This is a genomic window from Streptomyces sp. SID14515 (assembly GCF_010548505.1).
GTDB classification, from domain to species: domain Bacteria; phylum Actinomycetota; class Actinomycetes; order Streptomycetales; family Streptomycetaceae; genus Streptomyces; species Streptomyces caviscabies.
The window spans coordinates 63,271-88,278 of sequence record NZ_JAAGMH010000120.1; the positions used below are offsets into that span (position 1 = coordinate 63,271).

Genomic DNA, 25,008 nt, shown 5'->3' on the forward strand with positions numbered 1-25,008 from the left:
CCGGGTACCCCGCCCCACCCCCCGCACAGCAAGGCACCGAGCACCATGGCCACAGAAGACAAGAACCGCGCCACCGCCGCCGCGATCCTGCCGCTCGTCGGCGGTGCCGCGAACGTCGCCTCCATCGCCCACTGCATGACCCGGCTCCGCCTCGGGCTGCACGACCGGTCCCTCGTCGACGACGAGGCGCTGAAGGCCCTGCCCGCCGTGATGGGCGTCGTCGAGGACGACACGTACCAGATCGTGCTGGGTCCGGGCACGGTCGCCCGGGTCACCCCGGAGTTCGAGCAGCTGGTCGAGGAGGCCCGCGAGGCCGCCCCGGAGCCGGCTCCGGAACCGGCCCCGGGGGCCGTCTCCGCCGAGGAGCTGGCGGCCCAGGGCGCGGCGATCAAGGCGCAGCGGAAGGCGAAGAACGCCACCCCGTTCAAGCTGTTCCTGCGCAAGATCGCCAACATCTTCGTGCCGCTGATCCCGGCGCTCATCGGCTGCGGGATCATCGCGGGCCTCAACGGTCTGCTGGTGAACCTGGAGTGGCTGCCCGCCGTGACGCCCGCGCTGGCGGCGATGGCGTCCGGCTTCATGGCGCTGATCGCGGTGTTCGTGGGCTACAACACGGCGAAGGAGTTCGGCGGTACGCCGATCCTGGGCGGTGCGGTGGCGGCGATCATCGTCTTCCCGGGCGTCGCGAACATCGACGCCTTCGGCCAGACCCTCTCGCCGGGCCAGGGCGGTGTGCTCGGCGCCCTGGGCGCGGCGGTCCTCGCCGTGTACGTGGAGAAGTGGTGCCGCCGGTGGGTGCCGGAGGCGCTGGACGTCCTGGTCACCCCGACCCTGACGGTGCTGATCTCCGGCCTGGTGACGATCTTCGGCCTGATGTACGTGGCCGGTGAGGTGTCCTCGGCCATCGGCACGTTCGCCGACTGGCTGCTGTCCAACGGCGGCGCGGGCGCGGGCTTCGTGCTCGGCGGCCTGTTCCTGCCCCTCGTCATGCTGGGTCTGCACCAGGCGCTGATCCCGATCCACACCACGCTCATCGAGCAGCAGGGCTACACGGTCCTGCTCCCGATCCTGGCGATGGCGGGAGCCGGCCAGGTCGGCGCGGCCATGGCCGTCTACTTCCGCCTCCCCCGCAACGAGTCGATCCGCCGCACCATCAAGTCCGCGCTCCCGGCGGGCCTGCTGGGCGTCGGCGAACCCCTGATCTACGGCGTCTCGCTGCCGCTGGGCCGCCCGTTCATCACGGCGTGCGTCGGCGGAGCGTTCGGCGGCGGCTTCGTCGGCCTGTTCAACCAGCTCGGCGACACGGTCGGCTCGACGGCCATCGGCCCGTCCGGCTGGGCCCTGTTCCCGCTCCTGGACGGCAACCACGGACTGGGCTCGACGATCGCGATCTACGCGGGCGGCCTGCTGGTGGGCTATGTCGCCGGATTCGTCGCGACGTACTTCTTCGGCTTCGGCAAGGACCTGCTGGCCGAGTTCAACGTCTCCCAGGAACCGACCCCGTCCACGGTCGCCGCCACGGGCGGCCCGCAGCCCCACCCCACGACGCCCTCCGGCGCACCGGACACCCCGGACGGCCCCGGCTCCTCCCCGTCCAAGGCGCCGGCCGGAGTCTGACTGCCGGAGAACGACCGGCGAACGTCTGCGCGCAGTCCTTCCACCACGGCTCCGGCCGCCGCACGTGCGGCGGCCGGAGCCGTCGTCGTACGTGCCGGGGCCGGCTGCCGCGGAGTGAGCCGGAGTCTCCTGACGTCAAAAAGTCCTCAAGGCCCAGGTGGTCGCCGATCGACGGTGCGGCCGCGTTGTTAAGGTGCGTGGAGTGTTCACGGGGGAAGGATGCAACGGTGACCCAGCCACCGAACCTCGCCGTGTCGGCCGCCGATCTCACGCGGCTCGCAGGCGACTTGGACGAGATGCAGCGTCATCTGGACACCCAGGTGCGACGGATGGATGCCGTCGTGGACCGTATCGAGTCCGGCTGGCGCGGCGAGGCGGCCAAGGGCTATCGCGCACTCCACCGAGGAGCAGCCGAGGACGCGGTGCGCATCCGGGAGATCCTCAAGGTCCTTGAGACGGCCATGCGCATGGGCCGGGACGGTTTCACGGAGCAGGAGCTCGATGTGCTCCAGGCCATGCGGTCGGTCCGGTCCAACGTGGACGTGGCGGCGGAGGCACGACACCTCTCCGAGGGGCCCCAGCCGCACAGCAGGATCAACGACCTCTGACTCTCGCGCCGAATCTCTCGCGCTCTCACACGCACCGAAGGAAACCCTCGCGTGACCGACGACCACATAGGTGTCTCCTTTTCCACTCTGCGGGATCTGGCCGGAGAACTCGAAGACATCCTCAAGCAGCTCAACGAAAAGCTCGAAACGCTCTACGGCAGGACGGAGAAGGTCGTCCTCACGTGGGAGGGCGAGGCACGGGACACGTTCGTGGACGAGCTCGACAAGTGGGATCGTCAGATGCAGGACCTCCAAGCCGCACAGGCGTGGCTGCACGACGTCGTCACCACCGGCCACACCAATTACGCGGCGGCCCACCAGGCCGTGCTGCGCGGATGGGGCGCGGCCTGATGGGTGAGCCGACCCCGGGCCCTTCTCCTTCGGCCACGCCCCCGGCCGACAGCGGTGAACCGAAGAGTCCTTCCGGAGGCTCTCAGCCGACGCCCGAACCGTCACCGGGATCGCTCAAGGACCCCAACGGCGTCGACATCTCGCGTCATGACACCGGTTCGGCGGAGCGTGAGCGCAAGAGGAACGTGGAGGAGCTCAAGCCGTCGGCTCCGCCGGACGCCGGCGGCGGCTTCGACGTCTCGCCGGGACACGTCTACTACGCCTCGGGACTCGTCAGCAACGAGCAGTTCGAGTTCCACAAGTCCGCGAACCAGCTGGTCGACGCGGTCGGCGGCTGGAGCCAGACGCAGGTGGCGGGGCGCGGGCACGGCGCCGACGCCCTCGCCGCGGCCTACGAGGACGTCGCCGACAGCTTCCTCAAGCTGTGGGCCAGAGGCATCATGAGCATCGAGGGCGTCATCGTCGGCCTGACGGTGACGGCCAACAACTACCAGCAGGCGGACTGGGCCTCGCGGGCAGCCAATCGTCAGCACCGCGGAGAGGAACCGCCGCGCCGGAGCCCTCCGACCAGCGTCGGCAAGACCACGTACAAGTCGGTGTCCTCGATCAAGTGGACCGGCACCGGCGACAACTCCGGACCGATCCTCGCCTGGGCCGGAAACGGCCCGGACTGGCTGGCCGAGCAGATCGACGAGGCCGTCGAACATGTGCTCCGCCTCGGCAAGACCGTGGAGATCACTCCCGGCGCCAACACGGGCGAGCTGCGCGGCATAGGCAACGCCTGGCTCGCCGCCGCCAAGGCGGCCAAGGAGTCCGCCACCAACTTCACCTCGTGCATCGCCTATCTCACCGACGGCAGCAACAACGAGTGGCAGGCGGCGATGAACTCCTTCTGCCAGTCGATCTGGGGCACGACGGCCTGGGGCGGGAGCCGTCGGATCTCGGATGCGAAGCCGGCCGCCCGGGGTGCGGCGGACGCACGCGAGTGGCGGACCAACCCGTCCGTTTCGCCCGCCGACCGGCGGCCCGTCATCGAGGTGCTCGCCCGAACCGGCGAAACGCTGCATCGGGCCCTCCACGACGCCGCGGATGCGGCCTCGAAGCCGAGCTGACGGAGGCGCTCATGAGCGCTCCGAGGTTCGCGGCGGAGGAAGCGCGCGCCCGGGCGTTCGGTGCACGGGCCCTCGACGAGTTCAAGCCTCGGCACCGCTGGTCGCGACCGGGCAACGCGGACCTCGGCAACTATGAGATCGACCTGGCGTCGACGGAGTGGCTGGAGAACTCGCACACCGTCAACAAGCACATCGGCCTGACAGATGATCAGCTCGCCCAGCGCCTGCGGGATGACCTGAAGAAGGGGCCGCGCCCAGGAACCGAGTGGGAACACGGACAGCCCATGGTCGCCAGAGCATCCGCTTTCAAGGACATCGACTCGGCGCAACGGATGACGCAGTACACCATCGACGCGAATCAGGGAGCCATCAAGGATTGGCTCGCCGATCAGCCGGATTCCGGAAAACGCCTCGACATTAGAGTACCGCATACCGCCGATCCGGATGAGTACAGCGGCCGGAGCATCGACAAGCAGGAGATAAAGAACTCGCCATTCCCGTCGGACAAGGCCACCAATGTGAAAGGCGTCGAAACGCGCCTGGTGTACAATCCCGACCTTGATCCACCTTTCACTGTCCTGACCTCCATGCCGGCACCTGTGAAGAAGGGCGAAGGAGAATGACCCGAAGCGACGACAGGCGCGGCGTACGGCGACAAGAGATGGTGGAACAATTCAAGCTGGAAGGCGCCCGCATCCTCCTGGCGCCCTTCTCCTCCACCGGCATCCCGACGGACGCCGACGAGTGGCAAAGACGCCTCGGGCCGACCCTCCGCGCCCTGTCGTACGCGCGGCGCGGCGGCGGAAGGACCTTCTACGAGATCGCCTCCCAGCTGCTCACCGCCGCGGAGACCTTCGCCGCGGACCCCGGGTCTCCGTCGCTCAGGGAGATCCCCGCCGCCGCACCGTCCGACCGAACACCCGAAATATATCGCGAGATCTCCTCGTACATTCTGGACTGGCGCTCTCTTCCGACCGAGGAAAAGTACGAGCGCCGGGGTTGGACAGCTCGGGAGATCTCGCTCAGATTTCCGCGATTCAGCCAGTTCCTGCCTATTTACTTCGGGCAGGACGGAGTGGCGATCTCCGACGACATGCAGTCCGCGAGCATCGAGGAGAGCATCGCTCTGATCATCGAGGAGACGCATCCTCTGTGCATGTGGAACCTTCCCGGACTGGCCGCTGAGAGCTACGAGGCGCTGGCACTGTTCCAGAATGACGAGGACGCGATGGACCGGTTTTTCTCCGAGGTGTTCAGCGGAGGATCGGGAAACGCCGACTTCACGGAATTCTTCCCTCTCCTCGCACGGTCGATCATCGACCACCTCGCCTCTGCCCATCCGCCCGTGTGGCCGAAAGGGAAGTGACGCACACCGTGCGAACCCGCAGCGCGACGTACACCGACCGCGAAGCAGCCCAGTGGGCCACACAGCAGGTGGTCACCGCCAACGAGCAGACCATCCACCATTGGCTGGCCCAGTCCACCCGGCAACGCCTCACCATCGAGGCGGCCTGGCCTTCCCGTCCCGAGCCGGTCGGCCGCGTGCTGCTCCAGGCGATGATGCTGGCCGGACGTCCTGCCGTCGAGGTGCGCGCCGCACGGGTCGTCCTCAGGCGCGAGCCCACGCGTCCGCACGGATTCGTCGTCCACTCCACCGCACCGATCTATCTCTAGAGGCATCCGTGTCCCTCAAGCCACTCGAACACGACCGCAAGTACGGCGAACTGGATCAGGTGGTCCGCGCCTACCTGGGCCGGACCGCGGACGACGAAGAAGCGATCACCGGCTACCTGCGCCACACCTGGCGCACCCGCCCGTGGTCCATCGCCACCGCCGAACTCCAGCTCCGTGAGTACGCCCGGAACCCTCCGGGCCGACTGCGGCTCCGCCTCGGCGAGTTCTATCCGGTGCCGGACGTGGGGCTGCCGGACGAGCGGATCCAGGACTGGCTCCTGATGCTCGCGGACCGCCTCAAGGAGAGCGTCGAGACCGGCCAGGCGCCGCCGCCCGCGCCTCCGCAGACCCACTGGGAGTGGCGGGCCCGCTTTCCGGAGCTCGCGCAGTTGCTCGGAGGCTGGTACTCGCAGGACATGCCGGACGAGTTCGAGGACCACGCGGCCGCGCTCCAGGACTATCTGGACAGCACGGATCCGGGACTGGTGGCCCAGCTCGCCGGAGAGCTTCATGATCTGCTCGCGTTGCCCGTCGAGGAGCCGGACTACGCCGTCGGACTGGCCGAACTCGGCATGGAGGTCGAACCTCCGGCGCCGCTCAGCATCGTCGGATGGCTGGTCGAGCTCGCCCGCGCGGCCGACCACCACTGACACCACGCACCCGCACCCGCCCTGCGGACTACGCCATAGGTCCTGCCGCGCACGGGCCCATCGGCCGATCCGCCCCGGCAGCCCCGCTGACTAGCGTCGCACCCATGCGTATAGGACTGCTCGGCACCGGAAATGTCGCCCGCGCCCTGGCCCACGGCTGGCGCGCCGCAGGGCACGACGTCCTCCTCGGATCACGTCGGCCCAAGGAACGCACCGACCTCGGCCTCCCCGTCGCGGGCCTCGACGAAACGGCCGCGCACGCGGAGGTCCTCGTCAACGCCACCCCGGGCGGCGTCTCCGTGGAGCTGCTGCGCTCCATCGGGGCCCCGGCCCTGGCGGGCACCCTGCTGATCGACGTCGGGGTCGGCCTCTCCGACGACTTCAGCACCCTCACCCACCCCAACAGCAGCCTGGGCGAACTGATCCAGGAGGCCTTCCCCCTGACGCCCGTCGTCAAGACGCTCTGCACGATGGACTCGACCACCATGACCGCCCCGGGCGAACTCACCGAGCCGGGCACGGTCTTCCTCTCCGGCGACGACGCCGAGGCCAAGCGCACCACCGGCCGGCTGCTCACCGACCTCGGCTGGCCAAAGTCCTCCCAGCTCGACATCGGAGGCATCACCACGGCGCGCGGCCAGGAGCACTTCGCGTTCCTCTTCATGGGCATCGCGGGCGGGGTGGACTCCCACACGTTCAACATCAAGGTGGTCACCCGACCGCCGGCGGACGCCGGTCATAAATAATTCCGCCTCCTGCGCGTGTAGACGGAAAACCAGCGGGAACCTGAATTCCTGGAGGTTGATAATCATGGTTCCCCTGCTACTCGTTCTTCTGCTCGCCCTGGTTCTCTTCGGTGCCGGTTTCGCGGTCAAGGCTCTCTGGTGGATAGCCGTGATCGTGCTGGTGCTCTGGCTCGTAGGGTTCTTCGTCCGTCCCGCCGCGAGCGGTGGCCGACGGGGTCGGTGGTACCGCTGGTAGTAGCTCCGAAGCAGCTCCGACCTGTGGAAACAGGGGCGGGACCGGGCAAATGCCCGGTCCCGCCCCTGTTTTCCGCCCCGTTTTCCGTTCCGGCACCCGGACCAGGTGTAGGCCATCGTTCTCCGGGCACACGACGGTCAGCGGAATATCAATGACGAATCAAATGATCCGCCGCAAGAATGAACCACAAGAATGAGTCAGGCGACCTTCGCGAAAGGAGCCACAATGAGCGACTCCCTGTGGGGCTACCAGCCGTCGAGCGGTCATACCGCGGGCGCCGATCTGACCGGTTATTCGGTCGAGGCGACCGACGGCGGTATCGGAAAGGTCGACAAGCACTCCGACGAGGTGGGTTCGGCCTATCTGCTCGTCGACACCGGAGTCTGGATCTTCGGCAAGGACGTCCTGCTGCCCGCGGGCACGGTGAAGCGCATCGACACCGAGGAGCGGAAGGTCTACATCGACCTCACCAAGGAGCAGGTCAAGGACTCCCCGGAGTTCGACCGCCACCGGCAGGCCGAGGACCCGGGCTACCACGAGCAACTGTCCGCGTACTACCTGGCGTTCCGCATCATGTGACGGCGACCCGGCGTACGCCCCCGAACGGCGGCGGGCCCGGCCCCGAGGAGGGGTCGGCCCCGCCGTCCCGCACGTTCGCCCGCCCCTGAGCCCCCGGCGCCGCTCAGAGGACCAGCTCCGACCAGAACGGCGGGCCGCTCCCGTCCGCCGGGGACGGCCCCTCCGCCGCGCCCGCCTCCCACCCCACGAACTCCCGCTCCACCCAGTCCGCCAGGTCCCGCCCGTAGTGGATGATGTCGGCCCCGTACATCGAGAGCACGGGGCTGCCGCACGGCTCCCGCGACGGCAGGTACCGGTGCCCGTAGACCGGGATCAGCTTCGGTACGGAGGCGAGCGCGGCCCGCGCCGCCGCGACGGCCTCCACCGCGTCCGCCGGACGCACCCCCCACCCGCCGCCGGGAAGCCACCAGCCGTGCTCCACCGAGAACAGCAGCCCCTCCACCGGCCACTCCAACCGCTCCCGGAGCAGGGCCGGGTCGCCGCCGCGCCAGTCCGGCCACGGGTTCCGCGGGGACTCACCCTCCTCCGGCGGCGCCGCCCGGCCCACCGGCAGCCCGGCCGCCAGGAAGCCCCGGTGGTCGTCGGCGAAGACGATGCCGTACTCCGCCTCGATCCGGCCGAACTCCGCCTCGCTCAGCCCCGGCCCCAGCTCGCACACACCCAGCTCCGCCAGACGGCGCGCCGCCCGCGCTCCCGCCCGCATTCCCTCGTCACCGGTCATCGGGGCAGCGTAACGAGTGCCGATCGCACCTCGCCCGGCGAGCGGGCGGCAGCTGGCCGCCCCGACCGCCCGTGACGCCCCGACCACCCTGGCCGTCCGCACCCCGCCCGGCCTCAACGCGGCAGCTGGCCCTCCCGGTTGATCTCCGTCACCCGGGCCCGCAGCACCACGCCCGGGGACGCCGGCCGCACCGCCTCCGGCGGGCATTCCCACTCCGGCCCGCCGCCGGGCGGCCGCAGCCGCACGTTCGGCCCGGACCGGCCCGTCACCCGGCCGACCCGCCCGTCCCGCCCGTCCACCGCGAACGCGCCCGCCTCGGGCGTACCCGGCTCACATCCCTCACCCGTCATGACCGCTCTCCTTCTCCGCCAGCACCTCGCACAGCCGCAACGCGGTGTCGATGTTGCAGCGGCCCAGGTCGACCAGGGGCGTCGGCTCGTCACCCGCGCACGAGACCGGATCGATCCGCAGGGACGGCAGCTTCACCCCGTACTCCGCGAGCCCTTCCCTCAGCCGCTCCACGGCCTCCTCCGCCGTCCGCACCCGGTCCGCCGCCGCCCTGCGCCGCTCCATCGCTTCCATGCCGCACACCTTCCACTCTGAGTGATGGCCATGCATACCCAGCGTGTTCAACGCGCAGTTGGCCCGTAAGAGGCGCAGTTCCGGCAACCGCTCCGCCGACACGGGCGGTCCCGGCCGGCCACCGCCTCCCCGGGCCCTGCCCTGGAAGCGCTCTCAGCCCTGTCGGTGCCCGGCGCTAGGCTGTAGCCGATCCGGCGGCGACACCGAGCACGTATACGACGCACCTCGCGCACCCACGCGCGTCCTCAAGCACCAGCCCGCGTATCGCCGCCCCCGTCGACGAGGAGCGACCGCCTTGCCCGAGCAGTCCCCCGGTTCCCGGCCCACCCTGGAAGCCGTCGCGGCACGTGCCGGGGTGTCCCGGGCCACCGCCTCGCGGGTCGTCAACGGGGGCGACGGAGTCCGCAAGCCGCTCGTGGACAAGGTGCTCAAGGCGGTCGAGGAGCTGGGCTACATCCCGAACCACGCGGCGCGGACCCTCGTCACGCGGCGCACCGGCGCGGTGGCCGTCGTCATCGCCGAGCCGGAGACCCGGTTCTTCTCGGACCCGTTCTTCTCCCAGCAGATCCGGGGCATCAGCAAGGAGCTGACCGCCCACGACACCCAGCTCGTCCTGCTGCTCGTGGAGGGGCCCGGCGACTTCGACCGGATCGCGCGGTATCTGTCCGGCGGGCATGTGGACGGGGCGCTCGCGTTCTCGCTGCACACCGACGACCCGGTGCCCGCGATCACCCGGCGGGCCGGGATCCCGGCGGTGTACGGAGGCCGGCCCAGCTGGACCGCCGACCCGGGCGACCAGGCCGTGCCGTACGTCGACGCGGACAACCGGGGCGGGGCGCGGCTGGCCGTGCAGTATCTGAAGGACCTCGGACGGCGGCACATCGCGCACATCGGCGGGCCCTCCGACCAGACCTCGGCGATGGACCGGCTGGACGGCTACCGGGACGTGCTGCTGGACGTGGACCCGACGCTGGTGGCCGCCGGGGCGTTCACCGTGGAGAGCGGGGCGCGGGCGATGGCGGAGCTGCTGGAGAGGCGGCCCGATCTGGACGCGGTGTTCGTCGCCAACGACCTGATGGCGTCGGGTGCGTTGCGGGTCCTGCGCGAGCGGGGGATCGCCGTGCCGGAGCAGGTGGCGCTGGTCGGGTTCGACGACATGGACTCGGTGGCCTCGGAGACCGACCCGCCGCTGACCACCGTCAGCCAGGAGATCGAGGGGCAGGGGCGACTGATGGCCCGGCTGCTGCTGCGCGCGCTGGACCGGGACCGTACGGGCAGCGGCGAGGTCCCGGAGTCGGTGATCACCCCGGTCACGCTGGTACGGCGGGCCTCCGCCTGAGCGCGTCGGGGGCGTAGGTACGCGAACGGCGGGCCTCCGCCTGAGGAACCGGAGACCCGCCGCGCCCTACGTCACCGGTGCCGGTCGTCGACCGGCAGCGGTCACTGGTACGGAATCCGCAGCACCGCCGCGTCCGTCCCGGTCTGCACCTGGGACGTGCCGTTGCCGAGCGCGTTCCAGACCTCCAGCCGGACCGTGCCGTTCTTCAGCTCGCCCAGGCTGCCGGTGGCCGCCTGGACGCCCGCCGCCTGCGTGTACTCCTCCCAGCCAGCGACCGGGTCGGTCGCGAAGTAGCGGAAGGTCTCGGCCCGGTCGAACGTGCCGTCGCCGGTGAGGTCGTAGCTGACCCGGACCTGCGGGGCGAGCCCGACTTTCGTGCCCGCGTCCACCCGGAGGCGGAACGCGGTGGCGGCCCCGGCGGAGACCTTGCCGTTGACCTTCTTCACCTCGTAGACGGTCGGACGGTACGGGGTGCCGTCCCGGTTGACGCCGTCGGCCGAGGCGATGGTGTCCGCGCCCGCCGGGTCCGTGGTGGCGGTGGTGAGGACGCCGCCGGTCTTGAGGCGGAAGGTGTTGCCGGTGGACGGCCCCGGCTCCTCCGGGTCGGGGTTGCTGCCGCCGGGTCCGGTGCTCGTGGCCGTCGAACGGGCCGGTACGGAAAGGGTCTTGCCGTCGGAGAAGGTCACCGTGCGGGCGGTCGAGCCGTGGTTGTGCGCGGTGTAGGTGCGGGTGCCGTCCTTGGAGAAGACGGCGGAGGTCGGGATGTCGCCGCTGACCGTCATGTCGGGCGCGCCGACCGTGTTCAGGGTGTTGATCCAGTGGTAGGTGTGCGCCTTGGACTCACCCTGCTCCGGCTCGTAATTCCCGTTCACCCCGTCCCACTTGGCCTTGGCGGCCGCCGGGTCGGCCAGCGACTCGAACTCCCAGAGCAGGTCGCGCCACTCCTGGGCGGGTCCGCCGTTCTCGCGCTCCATCTCGGCGATGTTGCGCTTGATGGCCGCCTTCTCGCGGGCGAGGTGGAGTGAACCGCCGGTCACCGGGAGGACGTTGATGCCGTGGATCTCCTCCGGGTTCGCCGTCCACCAGGTGGAGTACGCGCCGCCGCTGCCCCAGACCATGCCGACCGTGTCGTGGCCGAAGGAGGCGGGGAAGACCTGCTCGTTGGCGTCGAACCAGTACTGGGTGATGGCCTCGGACTCCGTCGTCAGCAGGTAACTGCCGAGGTCCCGCAGCGCGTTGTCACCGGTGGCCGCGCCCCAGAGGACGAGCCCGGCGCTGAGGTTGATGGACTCCGATGACGACTCCTGGTTGTTGCCCGCCGCGAAGCCCTGGTGGCCGGAGGCCCAGCTGTGGCCGGCGTACACGTCGAAGCCGCGCAGGAAGGGGTAGGCGGAGTCGGTGCGGCTGGGGTTGGCGGTGTCGCGGATCAGGTGCTTGATCATCGTGCCCCAGGCCGAGTCGGCCGCCCAGGCCTGGTCGTACTGGGCGATGATCGCCGCCGCGTAGACGTAGTAGCTGTAGTGGAAGTGGTGGTCGTTGAGCTCGGTGTCGCTGCCGTACGAGGCCGGGTAGCCGGTGAGGGTCTTCCAGTCCTTGTCGTAGCTGAACTCGCTGGCCCCGCCCGCCGTGAACCACTCCTGGAGCCGGCCCTTCATCAGGCCGAGGAGCTTGTCGCGGGTGGCGGTCTCGCCGATCTGGTCGGCGACGGGCACCAGCTGGGCGAGGCGGCCGAGCGCCTTGCCGGTCCAGTAGGTGTCCGAGGCCCCGGAGAACGGGTCCGAGGCGTTGGCGACCTCGTTGATGTAGCCGGTCAGCCGGGCCTTGTCGACGCCGCTGGAGGCGGGCAGCGCGGGCACGACGCCGTTGTTCTTCTGGCTGGTGGTGAAGGTGGCGGACTCGCGCACCTTCATCGTGCCGCGCGGCGATACGTACGTGTACGGGGTCAGTGCGTCGGTGGTGTGCAGCCACTGGTGGCGGTACAGGGCCTGGAGCGTGCCGCGCTCGGTGCCCTCCTTCGCCTCGGTGGTCAGACTGTAGGTCGCGCGTACGTTGCCGCCGGTGGTCTGCCAGGCCACCTGCGAGCCGGTGACGAAGCTGAAGGCGTACTTGCGGTAGGTCGCCAGCGCGTCCGTGGCGGGCAGGACGGCGAGCGAGAAGTAGTCCTTGGAGCCGAGGCCCGCGGTGATCGTGGAGCCGGAGACGTTCCAGTCGCTGCCGGTCGGGGCGAACAGCGCGTAGTGGTGTCCGGCGACGGTGATGCCGAGGACGTTGCCGTCGTCGGCGAAGACGGTGGGCGCGGAGGCGGTCGTGACGCGGGCGTCGCCGCCGGAGCCCTTGGCGTACACGAAGGGCATGCCGTGGCCGATGGTGGCCCGGAAGGTGCGGGTGCCGTCGGCCCAGTACGGCGTGACCGTCCAGTCGGACCAGGCGTCGGCCTTGGTGTCGGGTGAGTTCAGTCCGGAGAGGCCGACGGTGAGGTCGGCCTTGTGGGCGTACTCGTACTGCCGGCCGTCGCCGACGATCGCGGGCGTGGTCGGGTAGCCGACCTCCAGTCCGCCGGAGGTCGCCTGGTAGGTGAGCGGGTGGCCGTACATGGGGGTGCTGTACGGGTTGTCGCCGTAGCGCTGGAAGGCGAGCGAGGACCACCAGTCGTTGGTCGGGACCGGCTGGTCCCGGGCGGCGCTGGTGAGCTTGGGGGTGACGGGCGCGCCGGTGTTGGTGGTCGGGCCCGAGGTGCCGGCGGGGCGGCTGTCGGTGTAGCTGCCGGCGCCGGCGGGGATGGTGGCGGCGGCAGCGGGCGATGCGGCGGGGCCCAGGCCCACAGCGGCCACGGCGACGGCGAGGAGTGCCGCCGCGGCGGGTCTGGGGGTGACTCGGGAAACGAGTCCGGAGAGGGAGGTCAGCACGAGCAGCACCTCGATCATGGGGGGCGAAGAGCGCGTTCGAGAGCGCTCTCAAGTGTCAAGGAACGTAAAACTCCTGAAACGTAAGTGTCAAGAGAACGCACACGGGCGGCAGTTGGGCGGTAGTCCGGTGTAACCCCAAGCTGTTATGCGTTCGAGTCTTGACGGGGCGGGGGTGGTGGGGGACGCTCCAGACGCAGGTTTTGAGAGCGCTCTCAAGGCGCTCGGTTCATCCCGAAGCCAAGGGAGGCTTCCCATGCCCATCGCCCGAGCCGCCAAGAGAGCCACCGTCCGCCTCGGCGCGGTCGTGCTCGCCGGGGCCCTCCTCGCCGCCTGTGGATCCGGCGACTCGTCGGACTCGTCCGACAGCGCGGGCGGGAAGGTCACGCTCAACGTCGACCTCTTCGGGTCGTTCGGCTTCAAGGAGGCCGGGCTGTACGAGGAGTACCAGAAGCTCAACCCGAACGTGACGATCAAGCAGAGCGACACCCAGGACGAGGCGGACTACTGGAAGTCGCTCCAGACCCGCCTCGCGGGCGGCGGCGGCCTCGCGGACGTGCAGGGCGTGGAGGTCGGCCGTATCGCGTCGGTCACCCAGCAGCAGGCCGACAAGTTCCAGGATCTGAAGGAATTCGGGGCCGACAAGCTCAAGGACGAGTTCGCCGAGGCCAAGTGGTCGGCGGCGACCACCAAGGACGGCAAGATCCTCGGCCTCGGCACGGACGTCGGCCCGGAGGCGATGTGCTACCGCACCGACCTCTTCAAGCAGGCCGGGCTGCCCACGGACCGCGAGGAGCTCGCGAAGAAGTGGGCCACCTGGGACGGCTACCTGGAGCTGGGCAAGGAGTACAAGAAGAAGGCCCCCGCCAAGAGCGCCTGGATAGACAGCGTCGCCTCGCTCTACGGGATCATGATCGGCCAGGAGAAGGAGCGTTACTACGACGCCTCCGGCGAGCTGATCTACGACAAGAACCCGGCGGTCAAGAAGGCCTGGGACAGCTCCGTGGAAGCGGCCGAGGCGGGCCTGAGCGCCAAGCTCGACCAGTGGTCGCCGCAGTGGAACCAGGCGTTCGCGGCCGGTTCGTTCGCGACGATCCCGTGCCCGGCCTGGATGCTCGGCTACGTCAAGGGCCAGGCCGGTGACGCGGGCAAGGGCAAGTGGGACATCGCCAAGCTGCCCGGCGGCGCGGGCAACTGGGGCGGCTCGTACCTCTCCATCCCGCGCGCTGCCAAGCACAAGAAGGAGGCCTACGCCCTCATCGAGTGGCTGACCGCCCCCGAGCAGCAGGCGAAGGTCTTCCAGAAGCAGGGCAACTTCCCGTCCTCGACGGGCGCCATCGAGACGATCGCGGACGCCGAGGACGACTACTTCTCGGGCGCTCCGATCGGCCAGATCTTCGGTGACGCGGCCAAGGATGCGCCGGTGCAGGTGCTGGGTGTGCACGATCAGAACGTGATGCAGCAGATCACGAACGGGCTGAGCGAGGTCGAGCGCAAGGGCAAGCCGGCGGACAAGGCATGGGAGACGGCGAAGAAGGGCGTGGACAACGTGATCGGCTGACCCCCGGTCCGCACGGTCCAGCACCTCGGATCGGCTGACCCGCCGGTCCGCACGGTCCAGCTCCTCCCCCGCCCGCCCCTGGGGCCGGCCCACCGGTGCACACCACGGTGGCCCGGCCCCACCCCCGTACCCCCGTAGCCCTGCACCTCCGCACCTCCGCATCTCCGCATCTCCGTACCTCCGCAACAGACCGCCCCCGATCCCGAAGGGCCGCACCGTGTCCCTCACCGCCACCGCGAAGGCCGGGCCCCCCGGCCCCGCCGGAACCGGGCCCGGCCCCGACGACGGCCGGGCCGCCGCGCTCCGGCGCACCTGGCGCAAGGCCTCCCCGTACGCCTACATCGCCCCGTTCTTCACGCTCTTCCTGGCCTTCGGCCTCTTCCCGCTCCTCTACACCGCGTTCGTCTCGCTCTACCGGGTCGAGCTCCAGACGAGCGGCGAGATGGCGTGGCGGGGCATCGCCAACTACACGGCGCTGTTCACCGACGAGTACTTCTGGACCTCGCTGCGCAACACGTTCACCATCGGCGTGCTGTCCACGGTCCCGCAGCTGGCGATGGCGCTGGGTCTCGCGCACCTGCTCAACTACAAGCTGCGCGGCCGGACCTTCATCCGCACCGCGATCCTGCTCCCGTACGCGACCTCCGTCGCCGCCGCGACCCTCGTCTTCGCGCAGCTCTTCGGCAAGGACTTCGGGCTGATCAACTACGTGATCGGGCTGGTCGGCTTCGACCCGGTGGACTGGCAGACGGGCACGGTCGCCTCGCAGATCGCGGTCTCGACGATCGTGATCTGGCGGTGGACGGGGTACAACGCGCTGATCTACCTGGCGGGCATGCAGTCGATCCCGCACGAGCTGTACGAGGCGGCGGAGATGGACGGGGCCTCGCGCTGGCGGCAGTTCATCCACGTGACCCTTCCCGGCCTGCGCCCCACGATCATCTTCACCGTCATCATCTCGACGATCGGCGCGACCCAACTCTTCGGCGAGCCGCTGCTGTTCGAAGGGTCGATCTCCGGCGGTATCTCGCACCAGTACCAGACCCTCGGCCTGTACATGTACGAGCAGGGCTGGGGCTTCTTCCACCTGGGCCGGGCCGCGGCCATCGCCTGGGTGATGTTCGTCCTGATCGTGGTGCTCGTCGGGGTCAACGCCCTGCTCGTGCGCCGCCGCGCACGCAAGGAGGCCGGCCGATGACCGCGCTCGCCGCACCGCCGACCGCGCCCGAGAAGGGCGATCCGCCGCAGAGCCCGCCGTCGGGCCGGCGCATCGGCAAGGGAGGCGCGGGCCGCACGATGAAGGGCGGCTGGCTCTCGTACCTGATCCTCGGCTTCGCCCTCCTCATCTCGGCGTTCCCGTTCTACTGGACGATCGTCACTGCCAGCCGGTCCAACGCGGACATGGCGAAGGTCCCGCCGAGCCTGCTGCCAGGACCGAACCTGATCAAGAACTTCGAGCAGGTCCTCGAAGAGGCGGACATCGGCAAGGCGCTGCTGAACTCGCTGATCGTGTCGGGTTCGATCACGATCGGCACGGTGCTGTGCTGCACGCTGGCCGGATTCGCCTTCGCCAAGCTGAAGTTCAAGGGCCGCAACGCCCTGCTGACGCTGACGATCGGGACGATGATGATCCCGCCGCAGCTCGGTGTGATCCCGCTCTTCATGCTGATCGCCGAACTCCAGTGGGTGAACCAGCTCCAGGCGGTCATCCTGCCGGGCCTGGTCTCCGCCTTCGGCGTCTTCTTCATGCGCCAGTACCTGGTGCAGTCGCTGCCGGACGAGCTGATCGAGGCGGCCCGGGTGGACGGCGCGTCCACGGCCCGCATCTTCTGGTCGATCGTGGTCCCGATCGCGCGGCCGGGGATGGCGGTGCTCGGGATGCTCACGTTCATGACGGCCTGGAACGACTTCTTCTGGCCGATCATCGCGCTGTCCTCGCAGGAGCCGACCGTGCAGGTCGCGCTGCGTCAGCTCGGCGGCGGTTACGTCAACGATCAGTCGGTGATCATGGCCGGCACGCTGCTCGGCACGCTGCCCGTGCTGCTGGTCTTCGGCCTGCTGGGCCGGCAGATCGTCGGCGGCATCATGCAGGGCGCGGTCAAGGGCTGACCCGCGCTCCCCCCTCTGCTCGCCCCATCTGCTCGCCCCCTCACTTCCTGGAGTGTCCGTCTCATGACCGCTGTCGATGCCCGTCCGGCGAGCTCCGCGAGCCCCCGCCCCGAGACCGTGGCAGGCCTCCGCTTCCCCACCGCCTTCCGCTGGGGGACGGCCACCGCCGCCTACCAGATCGAGGGCGGGGCGACCGAGGACGGCCGTACGCCGTCCATCTGGGACACCTTCAGCCGGACGCCCGGCAAGGTGCGCAACGGCGACACCGGCGACATCGCCGCCGACCATCTGCACCGGATGCCGGACGACGTACGCCTGATGAAGGAACTCGGCGTCACCGACTACCGGTTCTCCGTCTCCTGGCCCCGGGTCCAGCCGACCGGCCGGGGCCCGGCCGTGGAGCGCGGCCTGGACTTCTACCGCCGACTGGTCGACGAGCTGCTGGCGGCCGGCATCAGACCGGTGGCGACGCTCTACCACTGGGACCTGCCGCAGGAGTTGGAGGACGCGGGCGGCTGGCCGGAGCGGGACACGGCGCACCGGTTCGCGGAGTACGCGGGCCTGGTGGCGGGCGCTCTGGGCGACCGGGTGCCGACCTGGACAACGCTCAACGAGCCCTGGTGCGCGGCGTTTCTCGGGTACGGGAACGGGGTCCACGCCCCGGGCCGGACCAGCGACCTCGCGGCCCTGCGCGCCGCCCACCACCTGAACCTGGCGCACGGCGCGGGCGCGAGGGTCCTGCGGGACCGCCTCCCGGAGACGGCCGAGATCTCCCTGACCCTCAACCTCCACGCCCTGCGCCCGCTGACCGACACGGAGGCGGACCGGGACGCGGTGCGCCGGATCGACGCGGTGGCGAACCGGATCTTCCTGGACCCGGTCTTCCACGGCCGGCTGCCGCAGGACCTGGTCGAGGACACGGCGGCGGTGACGGACTGGTCGTTCGTGAAGGAGGGCGACCTGGAGGTCACGTCGACGCCGATCGACTCGCTGGGCATCAACTACTACTCGCCCAGCGTGGTTTCGGCGGGCACGTCGGAGTCGCCCTCGCCGTGGGCGGGCGCGGAACAGCACGTGGCGTTCACCCCGGCGGCGGGCCCGCGCACGGCGATGGACTGGCCGGTGGACGCGAACGGCCTGTACGAGCTGCTGACCCGCCTGCGCGACGAACTCCCGTCCGTACCGGTGCTGGTGACGGAGAACGGCGCGGCGTACGACGACTACGCCGACCCGGAGGGCGAGGTGCACGACCCGGAGCGGGTGGCGTACCTGGAAGCCCATCTGACGGCCGTGCACCGGGCGATCGCGGACGGGGTGGACGTACGCGGGTACTTCCTGTGGTCGCTGCTGGACAACTTCGAGTGGGCGTACGGCTACAGCAAGCGGTTCGGCATCGTGCACGTGGACTTCGCGTCGCAGCGGCGTACGGCGAAGGACAGCGCGCGGTGGTACGCGGAGCTGATCGCGCGGGGCGGGCTGGAGGGGTGAGGGGTTGAGCCGCCTGCGGGGCTGAGGGCTCACGGCTGAGGTTCGCGATTCCATCCGGGGCTCCGGGGTGCAGCACACCCCGGGGCCCTTTGGTGTGCCCGGACCGCGACGGCGGGCGATGCCCGACGCTCGGCACCGTCGGGCCCGACGTCCGATGCCCGATGCCCGATGCCTCCCGGATTCGGCCGGGCTGCTTTCGGGCTGCTTTCGGCCGGATGAAAGATCGACGATGGGCGGCGGACGAGCGGGGGATGGGCCCGGTGAGCGACGGATCGCCGGGCCTGCCGGACGCCCATCCGGCCCGGTGAACGGGGGAGGTGGACCCCTCCGGTCCTGCGAAGGGTGCGCGCGGCCCCCGTACGACGACCGCGCGGCAACCGCTTCCCTTCCCGGAAGCAACATGGCGCGAATACGCCCCTTCCGGCGGGCACCGCGGGACAAGCCCCTTGACGACCTCCCGCCCTCCGTCCCTATGGTCTAGACCAAGAAGCGAGGGCGGTCGGCCCGTCGATCACGTACCGACTCCGCCCCGCCCCATCCACGGATCCAGCACCGCTCCCCACACCCGCTTCCCCGCCCCCACCTCCAGGCGCGCACCACCCCGCACCGGCCCCGGGCGCCCCACGCGCCCGACGAGCCGCGCGGGCCACCCATGCACGTTTTCCCACCCCCCACAGACAGCGGGAGATCGCACATGACAAGCCGCACCGTAGAGCCGACCCTTCCCCCACGCACCACGACGAACTCAACAACCGTTCCAGGACTGCGAGTTGGGGGCAGACTGACCGAACTGGCCAGGCTGGTCGACACCCACGCCCTGACCCTGCTGAGGGCGACGGTAGGCATCGTCTTCGTCGGCTTCGGCGTACTGAAGCTGTTCCCCTCGGCCAGTCCGGCGGAGCAGCTGGCCGTGGACGCGGCGACGAAGATGACCCTGGACCTGGTGCCGGAGACGGTACTGCTCCTCTCGCTCGCGACGCTGGAGACGGCCATCGGGATCGGCCTGATCGTGGGCCGCCGCCTGCTGCGCCCGGCGCTCGTGGCGTTCTTCCTCCACATGGGCGGCGTGTTCTCGACCCTCTTGCTTCTCCCCGACGCGATGTGGCAGCCCCACTCCCCCGCGCCGACCATGGAGGGGCAGTACGTCGTCAAGAACGTGGTCCTGGTGGCCGTGTGCCTGGTAGTCGCCGCCGACGCGTGGGCACGCGGGTCCGGGTCCGGACCCCGGCACCGTCCCCGGCCAGGAACCCGGTCCGGCCCCCGGCCCGGCCCCCGTTCACGGAGGCCGGACCGGACAGCCTGAGCAACGGCGGCGCGAGCGGGCCGGGGCCGGTACGGGCATCAGCCCACGTGGGCCGGCACCTCGGCGGACTGGTGCGGGGTGGCCGCGAGGCGGCGGCCCCGGAGCATGGTCGCGGCGATGACCGCCGCGACCACCAGGGTGACGGCGGTGGCGAGGAAGACCGCGGAGTAGCCGTCCGTGAGGGCGTCCGCCTGGCCGCCGCCGGCCGCGGCGGAACGTTCGACGGCGCCGAGGTAGATCGTGGTGAACACCGACAGCCCGACGCAACCACCGATCTGCATGGCGGAGTTGACCAGGGCCGATGCGGCACCGGCATCGTGGTGGTCGACGCCGACGAGGGCGACGTTCTGCACCGGGATGATCACGAAGGCGATCCCGATGCCGACGACGACCAGGCCGCCGAAGACCTCGGTCCAGTAGCTCCCGTCGGCGGTGATGAAGGTCAGCCACAGCATCCCGGACGCGGCGATCAGAGGCCCACCGGTCATCAGCACACGCGGGCCCCGGGTGGGCAGCAGCCTGGCGGCCACGGGCGCGGTGACCATGGTGGCGAAGGTCATCGCGAGGCTCGCGAGCCCGGCGAGCAGCGGGGAGAGCCCGAGCACGATCTGCAGGTGGAACATCAGGTAGAGGGTCATCCCGATGTAGACGGCGCCGATCGTCGCCTGGATGAGGAACGCCCCGGCGCGGGCCCGGTCCCGCACGATCCGCAGCGGCAGCAACGGCTGCGCGGCACGGGCCTCGATCCACACGAACGCCGCCAGCAGCACCAGACCGCCGGCGAGGAAGCCGATGGTGTCCGGCTCGGTCCATCCGGACTCGGCGAGGGTGAACCCGTAGACCAGGGCGGCCAGGCCGAGGGTGACGGCCAGGGTGCCCCAGATGTCGTAGCCGTCGCCGCCCTCGACCCGGCTCTCGGAGACGAACATCAGGGCGCCGACCAGGCCGACGACGGCGAAGACGATGTTGACCAGCAGGCACCAGCGCCAGTCGGCGAACTCGGTCAGGACACCGCCGAGCGCCAGGCCGACGGCGGCACCGGTACCGGCGACGGTGCCGAAGACGGCGAACGCCGTTCCGCGCTCACGCCCGGCCGGAAACGTGACGGTCAGCAACGCGAGCGCCGCGGGCGCCAGCAGCGCCGCGAACACGCCCTGCAGGCCGCGCGCCGCGATCAGCTCGGTCCCGCTCTGCGCGAGACCGCCCCACGCGGAGGCGGCCCCGAAGCCGAGCATCCCGACCATGTAGCTGCGCTTGCGCCCCCAGTAGTCGGCGACGCGTCCGCCGAGCAGCAACAGCGCGCCGAAGGCGAGGACGTACGCGGTGATGACCCACTGCCGCTCGGTGTCGCTCAGCTCCAGCTCGCGCTGGGCCTGGGGCAGGGCCACGTTGACGATCGTCGCGTCGAGCACGACGACCAGCTGGGTCAGGGCGATCACGGCCAGCGCCCACCAGCGGCGGGGGTCAGGATCGGTGGGCCGGGACGGCAGGAGGACAGACACGAAAAAACCTCCGGGGTTCTGTCTAACGAGCGCCGGAGGTTTCAAGCCTCGGACCAGACACCGGACGGCCGGGTCTGACCACCTCGACCACGGGGCCGAGCACATCCATCCTAACCACGGCCCGCCGACCGGTCCGGACCACGGAGGACCGTGATCCGGCTCACAGAACGGCGTGACTCTCCCCGCGCATGCGGGGTTGTTCCCGCGTTCCTCGACGGGTTCGATGGAGCGATGATGCTGTCCCCGCGTGTGCGGGGTTGTTCCCAGACCCAGGCGGGCGACGGAGGAGCGGGCCCGGTGGTCCCCGCGTGTGCGGGATTGTTCCCGCGTACACCTGGCTCCAACTTGAGGGGTACGGGTTCACCCCTGCGTGTGCGGGGCCCCTCAGAGTCCGCCTCCTGGCCCCGAACAAGCCCCGTGAGCTGGTACTTGGCGCAAAATATTGCCGCTCCGATGGAACGGATTCGCTGAGACAGAACCTGGACATTCACGCAATCGTTTGAAGATCGGCCCGCCCCTAACGTCGTCGTTGTCAGCAGGAAGCACCGCACACGACAGCCGTTGGAGATCATGATGCGCTCGCGTCTCGCCACCCGTTCCGCCCGTCTCGTCCTGGCCGCCGCGGTCGTGACAGCGCTCGCCGCCGCGACCACCGCCTGCGGCCCCGAGGACCCCACGGAGTCCGGCGCCGCCGCCCCCTCCTCCTCGTCGCCCTCCGCAGGGGGCGGCGACAGCAAGGGCGAAACATCCTCCGGCGACAGCGCATCGACCGGCGGGAGCACATCGACGAACGGCTCCAACTCCACCGGCGGGGCAGGCGACAAGGGCGACTCCTCGACCGGCGACAAGAGCGGCTACGGGCAGTCCTGCGGCACCAACGACCTGGACTTCACGGTCACATGGGAGGCCCAGCCGATCAGCCACTACCTCGTCACCGCCAAGGCCAAGTCCGGCATCACGTGCTACCTGGACGTCAACACGCCCAGCGTGTCCTTCGGTTCGGCCGCCGACGGCGTCGCATCGCCCGTCGGGCAGGGCGGCGAGGACCCGATCAAGCTCTCCGGCTCCTCCGTCGCGTACGCCGGTATCAACGTCAAGACCACCGAGGGTGACGGCGGCAAGCAGTTCGAGCACGTCATCATCGCCACCTCCGAGGAAGACCCGAACCCCGCCCAGGTCGAGCTGCCCGACGCGGCCACCGTGGACAAGCCGATCGTGACCAACTGGTCGACCAAGCGCAACGAGGTCATTCCGCGCATCGTCTGACGCGCGACGAGCAGCGGCCTCACACCACCCGGATCACATGCTTGCCCCGCACTCCACCCGCCTCCAGGGCGCGGTGGGCGGCGGCGATGTCCGACAGCGGGTGGACCGTGTCGACGACGGGCCGCAGGTCACCACGCTCCACGTACGCGGTCAGTTCGGCGAACAGATCGTGCTTCGGGTTGCCGCTGAAGAAGCGGACCCGCTGCCGGCCGTGCACGGCCGAGCCCAGCAGATAGCCGATGCTCCGGACCGGATGGTCGATGTCGAAGGCGATGGAGACCAGACGGCCGCCGGGCGCCAACCGCCGCCGCAGCGCGCGGTGTTCGGTGCCGACGGTGTCCATGATGACGTCGTAGCGGTCCAGGTCCGCCAGGGCGGTGGCCCGGTGGTCCAGCACCTCGTCAGCCCCCAACTCCCGCACGAAGTCGGCATTCTTGGCCCCCGCGAGCCCGGTGACATGCGCGCCGAGGGCCTTGCCGAGCTGGACGGCGACACTGCCGACGCCACCGGACGCCCCGCGCACGAGCAGGCGTTCGCCCGCCCGCAGACCGGCCTTGTCGCGCAGGGCGGTGAGGGCGGTGGTGCCCCCGGCGGGCAGCGAGGCGGCCTCGGTGAGGGTGACGTTCTCGGGGGCGTACGCGATCTGGCGCGGCCGGACGGAGACGTACTCGGCCGCACTGCCGAAGGTACGCCCCAGGATGCCCCACACCCGGTCGCCGACGCGGAGCCCGGTGACGTCGGGGTCCACCTCGGCGACCTCGCCCGCGAAGTCGAGCCCGGTCCGCTGCGGGAACCGGCGGCCGGTGACGAACCGGACCCGCCCGGCGCGCCCGTACAGCTCACCGCCGTTGACGCTCGCCGCGTGGACCCGGACCAGCACCTCACCGGGCTTGCGCACCGGCACCGGCACCCGGCCCTCGTAGAGGACCTCGGGCGGTCCGTAGCTGTCGTAGAGCGCGGCGCGCATGTCGTCGTTCACGGTGGAGTGGTCCTGTCTGTTCCGTGGGTACGGGGAAGGGGGAAGCCCCGCCCTCACTCCACGGTAGACAGATAAACGGAAGACCCCCTCCATTTACCGTAAAGTGAGAGACATGCCAGCTCAGCCCTCTCACAACCCGCCCCCAGCCACCCCGGACCCCGGCCCCGAGGCGCTGCGGGCGGACGCCCGGGAGAACCGGGAACGCATCCTGCGGGCCGCCCGCGAGGCGTACGCGCTGCACGGCATCGACGTACCGATCAGCGCCATCGCCCGCCGGGCCGGGGTCGGCGTGGCGACCCTCTACCGCCGCTTCCCCACCCGCGACGCGCTGATCACCGAGGCGTTCACGGAGCAGCTGACCGAGTGCGCGGGCGCACTGGACGAGGCCCTGGAGGACCCGGACCCCTGGCGCGGCCTCTGCACGGCACTCGGGAAGGTGTGCGCGATGCAGGCCGCCGACCGGGGCTTCACCCACGCGTTCCTGGCCCGCTTCCCGGGCGACACGGCGTACGCCGGGGAGCGCGACCGGGCGGAGGAGGGCCTGGCCCTGCTGGTCCGCCGGGCGAAGGAGGCGGGAGCGCTGCGCCCGGACTTCGACGTCTCGGACGTGGTGCTGGCCCTGCTGGCGAACAACGGCGTGGCGACGGGGGCGGGCCCGGACGCCGCTGCCGCGTCCCGCCGACTGGTGGGCTACCTGCTGGAGTCATTCCGCGCCACACCGTCCGCCGGGCCGCTCCCGCCGCCGGTGCGGCTGGAGTTGGAGCGGTTGGGCGGGGCGGGGTGAGATTCCGCAAAGAGGAGTGGGCAGTCGAGCTTCGGTCGGCACAATGGGTCTGCTCGGCACGTAGGCCTTCCCGCCCGCATAGCCCATAGTTCAGGAACTTTGATCCCGCGCGTGCGGGGGTGTCCCCTCGAAGAACTCTTGCCGTAGAAACCTGGCGGAGTGCCCCCTGCGCGTGCGGGGTGCTCCAGTGATGTCCGGCATGGGCCTGGGAGTTGACCGACGGTCCCCACGTGTGTGGGGGTGCTCCCACCATTCGCGCCTGATTGCGATCGTTTGCGGCGTGGTCCCCGCGCATGCGGGGTTGTCCCCTTGGCCGATTCGTTGCCAGTGGAGTAGGTCGCGTGGTCCCCGCGCGTGCAGGGCTTGCTCCCAGTCGAAGCCCATGTTGCTGCGGGTGGTCCGGCCGGCTTGGCGTCCGAAGGTCTTGTGGCCGCCGCCGGGGATCCGGTCGAGCTTCTTCACGTCGATGTGAATCAGCCCGCCGGGGCGGTCGCGTTCATAGCGGCGGATCACTGCGCCGGTGGGGCGGTCGAGCCAGGACAGGCGGTTCACTCGGTGGCGGGTCAGGATCCGGTGGACGGTCAAGGCGGGCGACCCCAGAGGTCGGGCCGATCCGGGCCGGTAGGAGCGTGTGGCCGGTGCGCAGCCGACAGACGTCGGCCTTGATGTCCGCCGGGTCCTGTGCGGTTCCCTCAAAGCTTGCTGGAGCGGTCCGCAACAGCCCGCCTCACCTTCGGATCGCCACCGCCTCAGCCACATGTGGGCCGTCGCTCGCTCGCGGTATCCCCATCTCAGCCGCCACATGCACAACGGGACACAACGGGACGGCTGGAGCAGACAAGCTCGACGAGCAGTCGCCTGCCGTGAACGATCAACCGGGCATCACGGTGGGACACGAA

General features: G+C 70.3%; 25 protein-coding genes and 1 pseudogene. 19 read left to right on the forward strand and 7 right to left on the reverse strand.

The window, feature by feature from the left end:
- The first annotated feature begins 45 nt into the window (after positions 1-45).
- The 11 genes from G3I54_RS28025 to G3I54_RS28075 all read left to right on the forward strand — a co-directional run bounded on the left by G3I54_RS28025 (position 46) and on the right by G3I54_RS28075 (position 7,572).
- On the forward strand, positions 46-1,617 hold the full coding sequence (locus G3I54_RS28025; RefSeq protein WP_164618373.1) for a PTS transporter subunit EIIC: 1,572 nt from the start codon (positions 46-48) through the stop codon (positions 1,615-1,617).
- 227 nt (positions 1,618-1,844) lie between these two features.
- A complete protein-coding gene (locus G3I54_RS28030) occupies positions 1,845-2,225 on the forward strand; it encodes a WXG100 family type VII secretion target (RefSeq protein WP_343240443.1) in 381 nt (126 codons plus the stop codon).
- 51 nt (positions 2,226-2,276) lie between these two features.
- Entirely contained in the window at positions 2,277-2,576 is a 300-nt protein-coding gene (locus tag G3I54_RS28035) for a WXG100 family type VII secretion target (protein ID WP_164618375.1), read from the forward strand.
- On the forward strand, positions 2,576-3,688 hold the full coding sequence (locus tag G3I54_RS28040) for a hypothetical protein (protein WP_164618377.1): 1,113 nt from the start codon (positions 2,576-2,578) through the stop codon (positions 3,686-3,688). The genes G3I54_RS28035 and G3I54_RS28040 overlap by 1 nt, the downstream gene beginning before the upstream one ends.
- Before the next feature lie 11 nt (positions 3,689-3,699).
- The gene (locus tag G3I54_RS28045; RefSeq protein WP_164618379.1) at positions 3,700-4,311 is read left to right on the forward strand and encodes an RNase A-like domain-containing protein; all 612 of its coding nucleotides are present in this window, start codon (positions 3,700-3,702) and stop codon (positions 4,309-4,311) included.
- A complete protein-coding gene (locus G3I54_RS28050; RefSeq protein ID WP_164618381.1) occupies positions 4,308-5,054 on the forward strand; it encodes a hypothetical protein in 747 nt (248 codons plus the stop codon). Before G3I54_RS28045 ends, G3I54_RS28050 begins: the two co-directional genes overlap by 4 nt.
- 8 nt (positions 5,055-5,062) lie before the next feature.
- Positions 5,063-5,362 (forward strand): RNase A-like domain-containing protein, encoded by a 300-nt coding sequence (locus tag G3I54_RS28055; protein WP_164618383.1) that lies wholly within the window; start codon positions 5,063-5,065, stop codon positions 5,360-5,362.
- Between the two features lie 8 nt (positions 5,363-5,370).
- Positions 5,371-6,012 (forward strand): contact-dependent growth inhibition system immunity protein, encoded by a 642-nt coding sequence (locus tag G3I54_RS28060; protein WP_164618385.1) that lies wholly within the window; start codon positions 5,371-5,373, stop codon positions 6,010-6,012.
- Positions 5,973-6,758: an NAD(P)-binding domain-containing protein gene (locus G3I54_RS28065; RefSeq protein WP_343240444.1), complete on the forward strand. Its 786-nt coding sequence runs from the start codon at positions 5,973-5,975 to the stop codon at positions 6,756-6,758. Before G3I54_RS28060 ends, G3I54_RS28065 begins: the two co-directional genes overlap by 40 nt.
- Before the next feature lie 64 nt (positions 6,759-6,822).
- Positions 6,823-6,993: a hypothetical protein gene (locus tag G3I54_RS28070; RefSeq protein WP_030077531.1), complete on the forward strand. Its 171-nt coding sequence runs from the start codon at positions 6,823-6,825 to the stop codon at positions 6,991-6,993.
- A gap of 225 nt (positions 6,994-7,218) precedes the next feature.
- Complete coding sequence (locus tag G3I54_RS28075) at positions 7,219-7,572, forward strand: PRC-barrel domain-containing protein (protein ID WP_164618389.1); 354 nt, start codon at positions 7,219-7,221, stop codon at positions 7,570-7,572.
- Between the two features lie 103 nt (positions 7,573-7,675).
- On the opposite strand, the gene G3I54_RS28080 is transcribed toward G3I54_RS28075, so the two are convergent.
- The 3 genes from G3I54_RS28080 to G3I54_RS28090 all read right to left on the reverse strand — a co-directional run bounded on the left by G3I54_RS28080 (position 7,676) and on the right by G3I54_RS28090 (position 8,875).
- Positions 7,676-8,293 (reverse strand): hypothetical protein, encoded by a 618-nt coding sequence (locus G3I54_RS28080; RefSeq protein ID WP_164618391.1) that lies wholly within the window; start codon positions 8,291-8,293, stop codon positions 7,676-7,678.
- Positions 8,294-8,406: 113 nt separating this feature from the next.
- A complete protein-coding gene (locus G3I54_RS28085) occupies positions 8,407-8,643 on the reverse strand; it encodes a hypothetical protein (RefSeq protein ID WP_164618393.1) in 237 nt (78 codons plus the stop codon).
- The gene (locus G3I54_RS28090) at positions 8,633-8,875 is read right to left on the reverse strand and encodes a hypothetical protein (protein WP_164618395.1); all 243 of its coding nucleotides are present in this window, start codon (positions 8,873-8,875) and stop codon (positions 8,633-8,635) included. Before G3I54_RS28090 ends, G3I54_RS28085 begins: the two co-directional genes overlap by 11 nt.
- Positions 8,876-9,170: 295 nt before the next feature.
- Here G3I54_RS28090 and G3I54_RS28095 point away from each other — a divergent pair, with 295 nt between their 5' ends.
- On the forward strand, positions 9,171-10,214 hold the full coding sequence (locus G3I54_RS28095; protein WP_164618397.1) for a LacI family DNA-binding transcriptional regulator: 1,044 nt from the start codon (positions 9,171-9,173) through the stop codon (positions 10,212-10,214).
- Between the two features lie 101 nt (positions 10,215-10,315).
- Here the strand turns inward: G3I54_RS28095 and G3I54_RS28100 are convergent, their stop codons facing one another.
- The gene (locus G3I54_RS28100; protein WP_164618399.1) at positions 10,316-13,138 is read right to left on the reverse strand and encodes a glycosyl hydrolase; all 2,823 of its coding nucleotides are present in this window, start codon (positions 13,136-13,138) and stop codon (positions 10,316-10,318) included.
- Between the two features lie 235 nt (positions 13,139-13,373).
- On the opposite strand from G3I54_RS28100, the gene G3I54_RS28105 reads away from it, so the two are divergent.
- The 5 genes from G3I54_RS28105 to G3I54_RS28125 all read left to right on the forward strand — a co-directional run bounded on the left by G3I54_RS28105 (position 13,374) and on the right by G3I54_RS28125 (position 19,578).
- Complete coding sequence (locus G3I54_RS28105) at positions 13,374-14,678, forward strand: extracellular solute-binding protein (RefSeq protein WP_164618401.1); 1,305 nt, start codon at positions 13,374-13,376, stop codon at positions 14,676-14,678.
- Positions 14,679-14,895: 217 nt separating this feature from the next.
- Complete coding sequence (locus tag G3I54_RS28110) at positions 14,896-15,876, forward strand: sugar ABC transporter permease (protein ID WP_164618403.1); 981 nt, start codon at positions 14,896-14,898, stop codon at positions 15,874-15,876.
- Positions 15,873-16,787 (forward strand): carbohydrate ABC transporter permease, encoded by a 915-nt coding sequence (locus tag G3I54_RS28115; protein WP_137235468.1) that lies wholly within the window; start codon positions 15,873-15,875, stop codon positions 16,785-16,787. Before G3I54_RS28110 ends, G3I54_RS28115 begins: the two co-directional genes overlap by 4 nt.
- A gap of 63 nt (positions 16,788-16,850) precedes the next feature.
- A complete protein-coding gene (locus G3I54_RS28120) occupies positions 16,851-18,275 on the forward strand; it encodes a GH1 family beta-glucosidase (RefSeq protein WP_164618405.1) in 1,425 nt (474 codons plus the stop codon).
- A gap of 694 nt (positions 18,276-18,969) precedes the next feature.
- Positions 18,970-19,578: a DUF417 family protein gene (locus tag G3I54_RS28125; RefSeq protein WP_239144611.1), complete on the forward strand. Its 609-nt coding sequence runs from the start codon at positions 18,970-18,972 to the stop codon at positions 19,576-19,578.
- A gap of 38 nt (positions 19,579-19,616) precedes the next feature.
- On the opposite strand, the gene G3I54_RS28130 is transcribed toward G3I54_RS28125, so the two are convergent.
- Entirely contained in the window at positions 19,617-21,017 is a 1,401-nt protein-coding gene (locus G3I54_RS28130; protein WP_164618571.1) for an MFS transporter, read from the reverse strand.
- Positions 21,018-21,653: 636 nt separating this feature from the next.
- Between G3I54_RS28130 and G3I54_RS28135 the strand changes: the two genes are divergently transcribed.
- Entirely contained in the window at positions 21,654-22,346 is a 693-nt protein-coding gene (locus G3I54_RS28135) for a DUF4232 domain-containing protein (RefSeq protein WP_203687299.1), read from the forward strand.
- A 19-nt stretch (positions 22,347-22,365) separates the two neighbouring features.
- Here the strand turns inward: G3I54_RS28135 and G3I54_RS28140 are convergent, their stop codons facing one another.
- The gene (locus tag G3I54_RS28140) at positions 22,366-23,313 is read right to left on the reverse strand and encodes an NAD(P)-dependent alcohol dehydrogenase (protein WP_164618573.1); all 948 of its coding nucleotides are present in this window, start codon (positions 23,311-23,313) and stop codon (positions 22,366-22,368) included.
- 124 nt (positions 23,314-23,437) lie between these two features.
- Between G3I54_RS28140 and G3I54_RS28145 the strand changes: the two genes are divergently transcribed.
- Entirely contained in the window at positions 23,438-24,109 is a 672-nt protein-coding gene (locus tag G3I54_RS28145; RefSeq protein WP_164618409.1) for a TetR/AcrR family transcriptional regulator, read from the forward strand.
- Between the two features lie 402 nt (positions 24,110-24,511).
- On the opposite strand, the pseudogene G3I54_RS39780 reads toward G3I54_RS28145, so the two are convergent.
- Positions 24,512-25,005 (reverse strand): annotated as a pseudogene (locus G3I54_RS39780) (leucine zipper domain-containing protein); the annotation flags it as partial.
- Between the last annotated feature and the right edge of the window lie 3 nt (positions 25,006-25,008).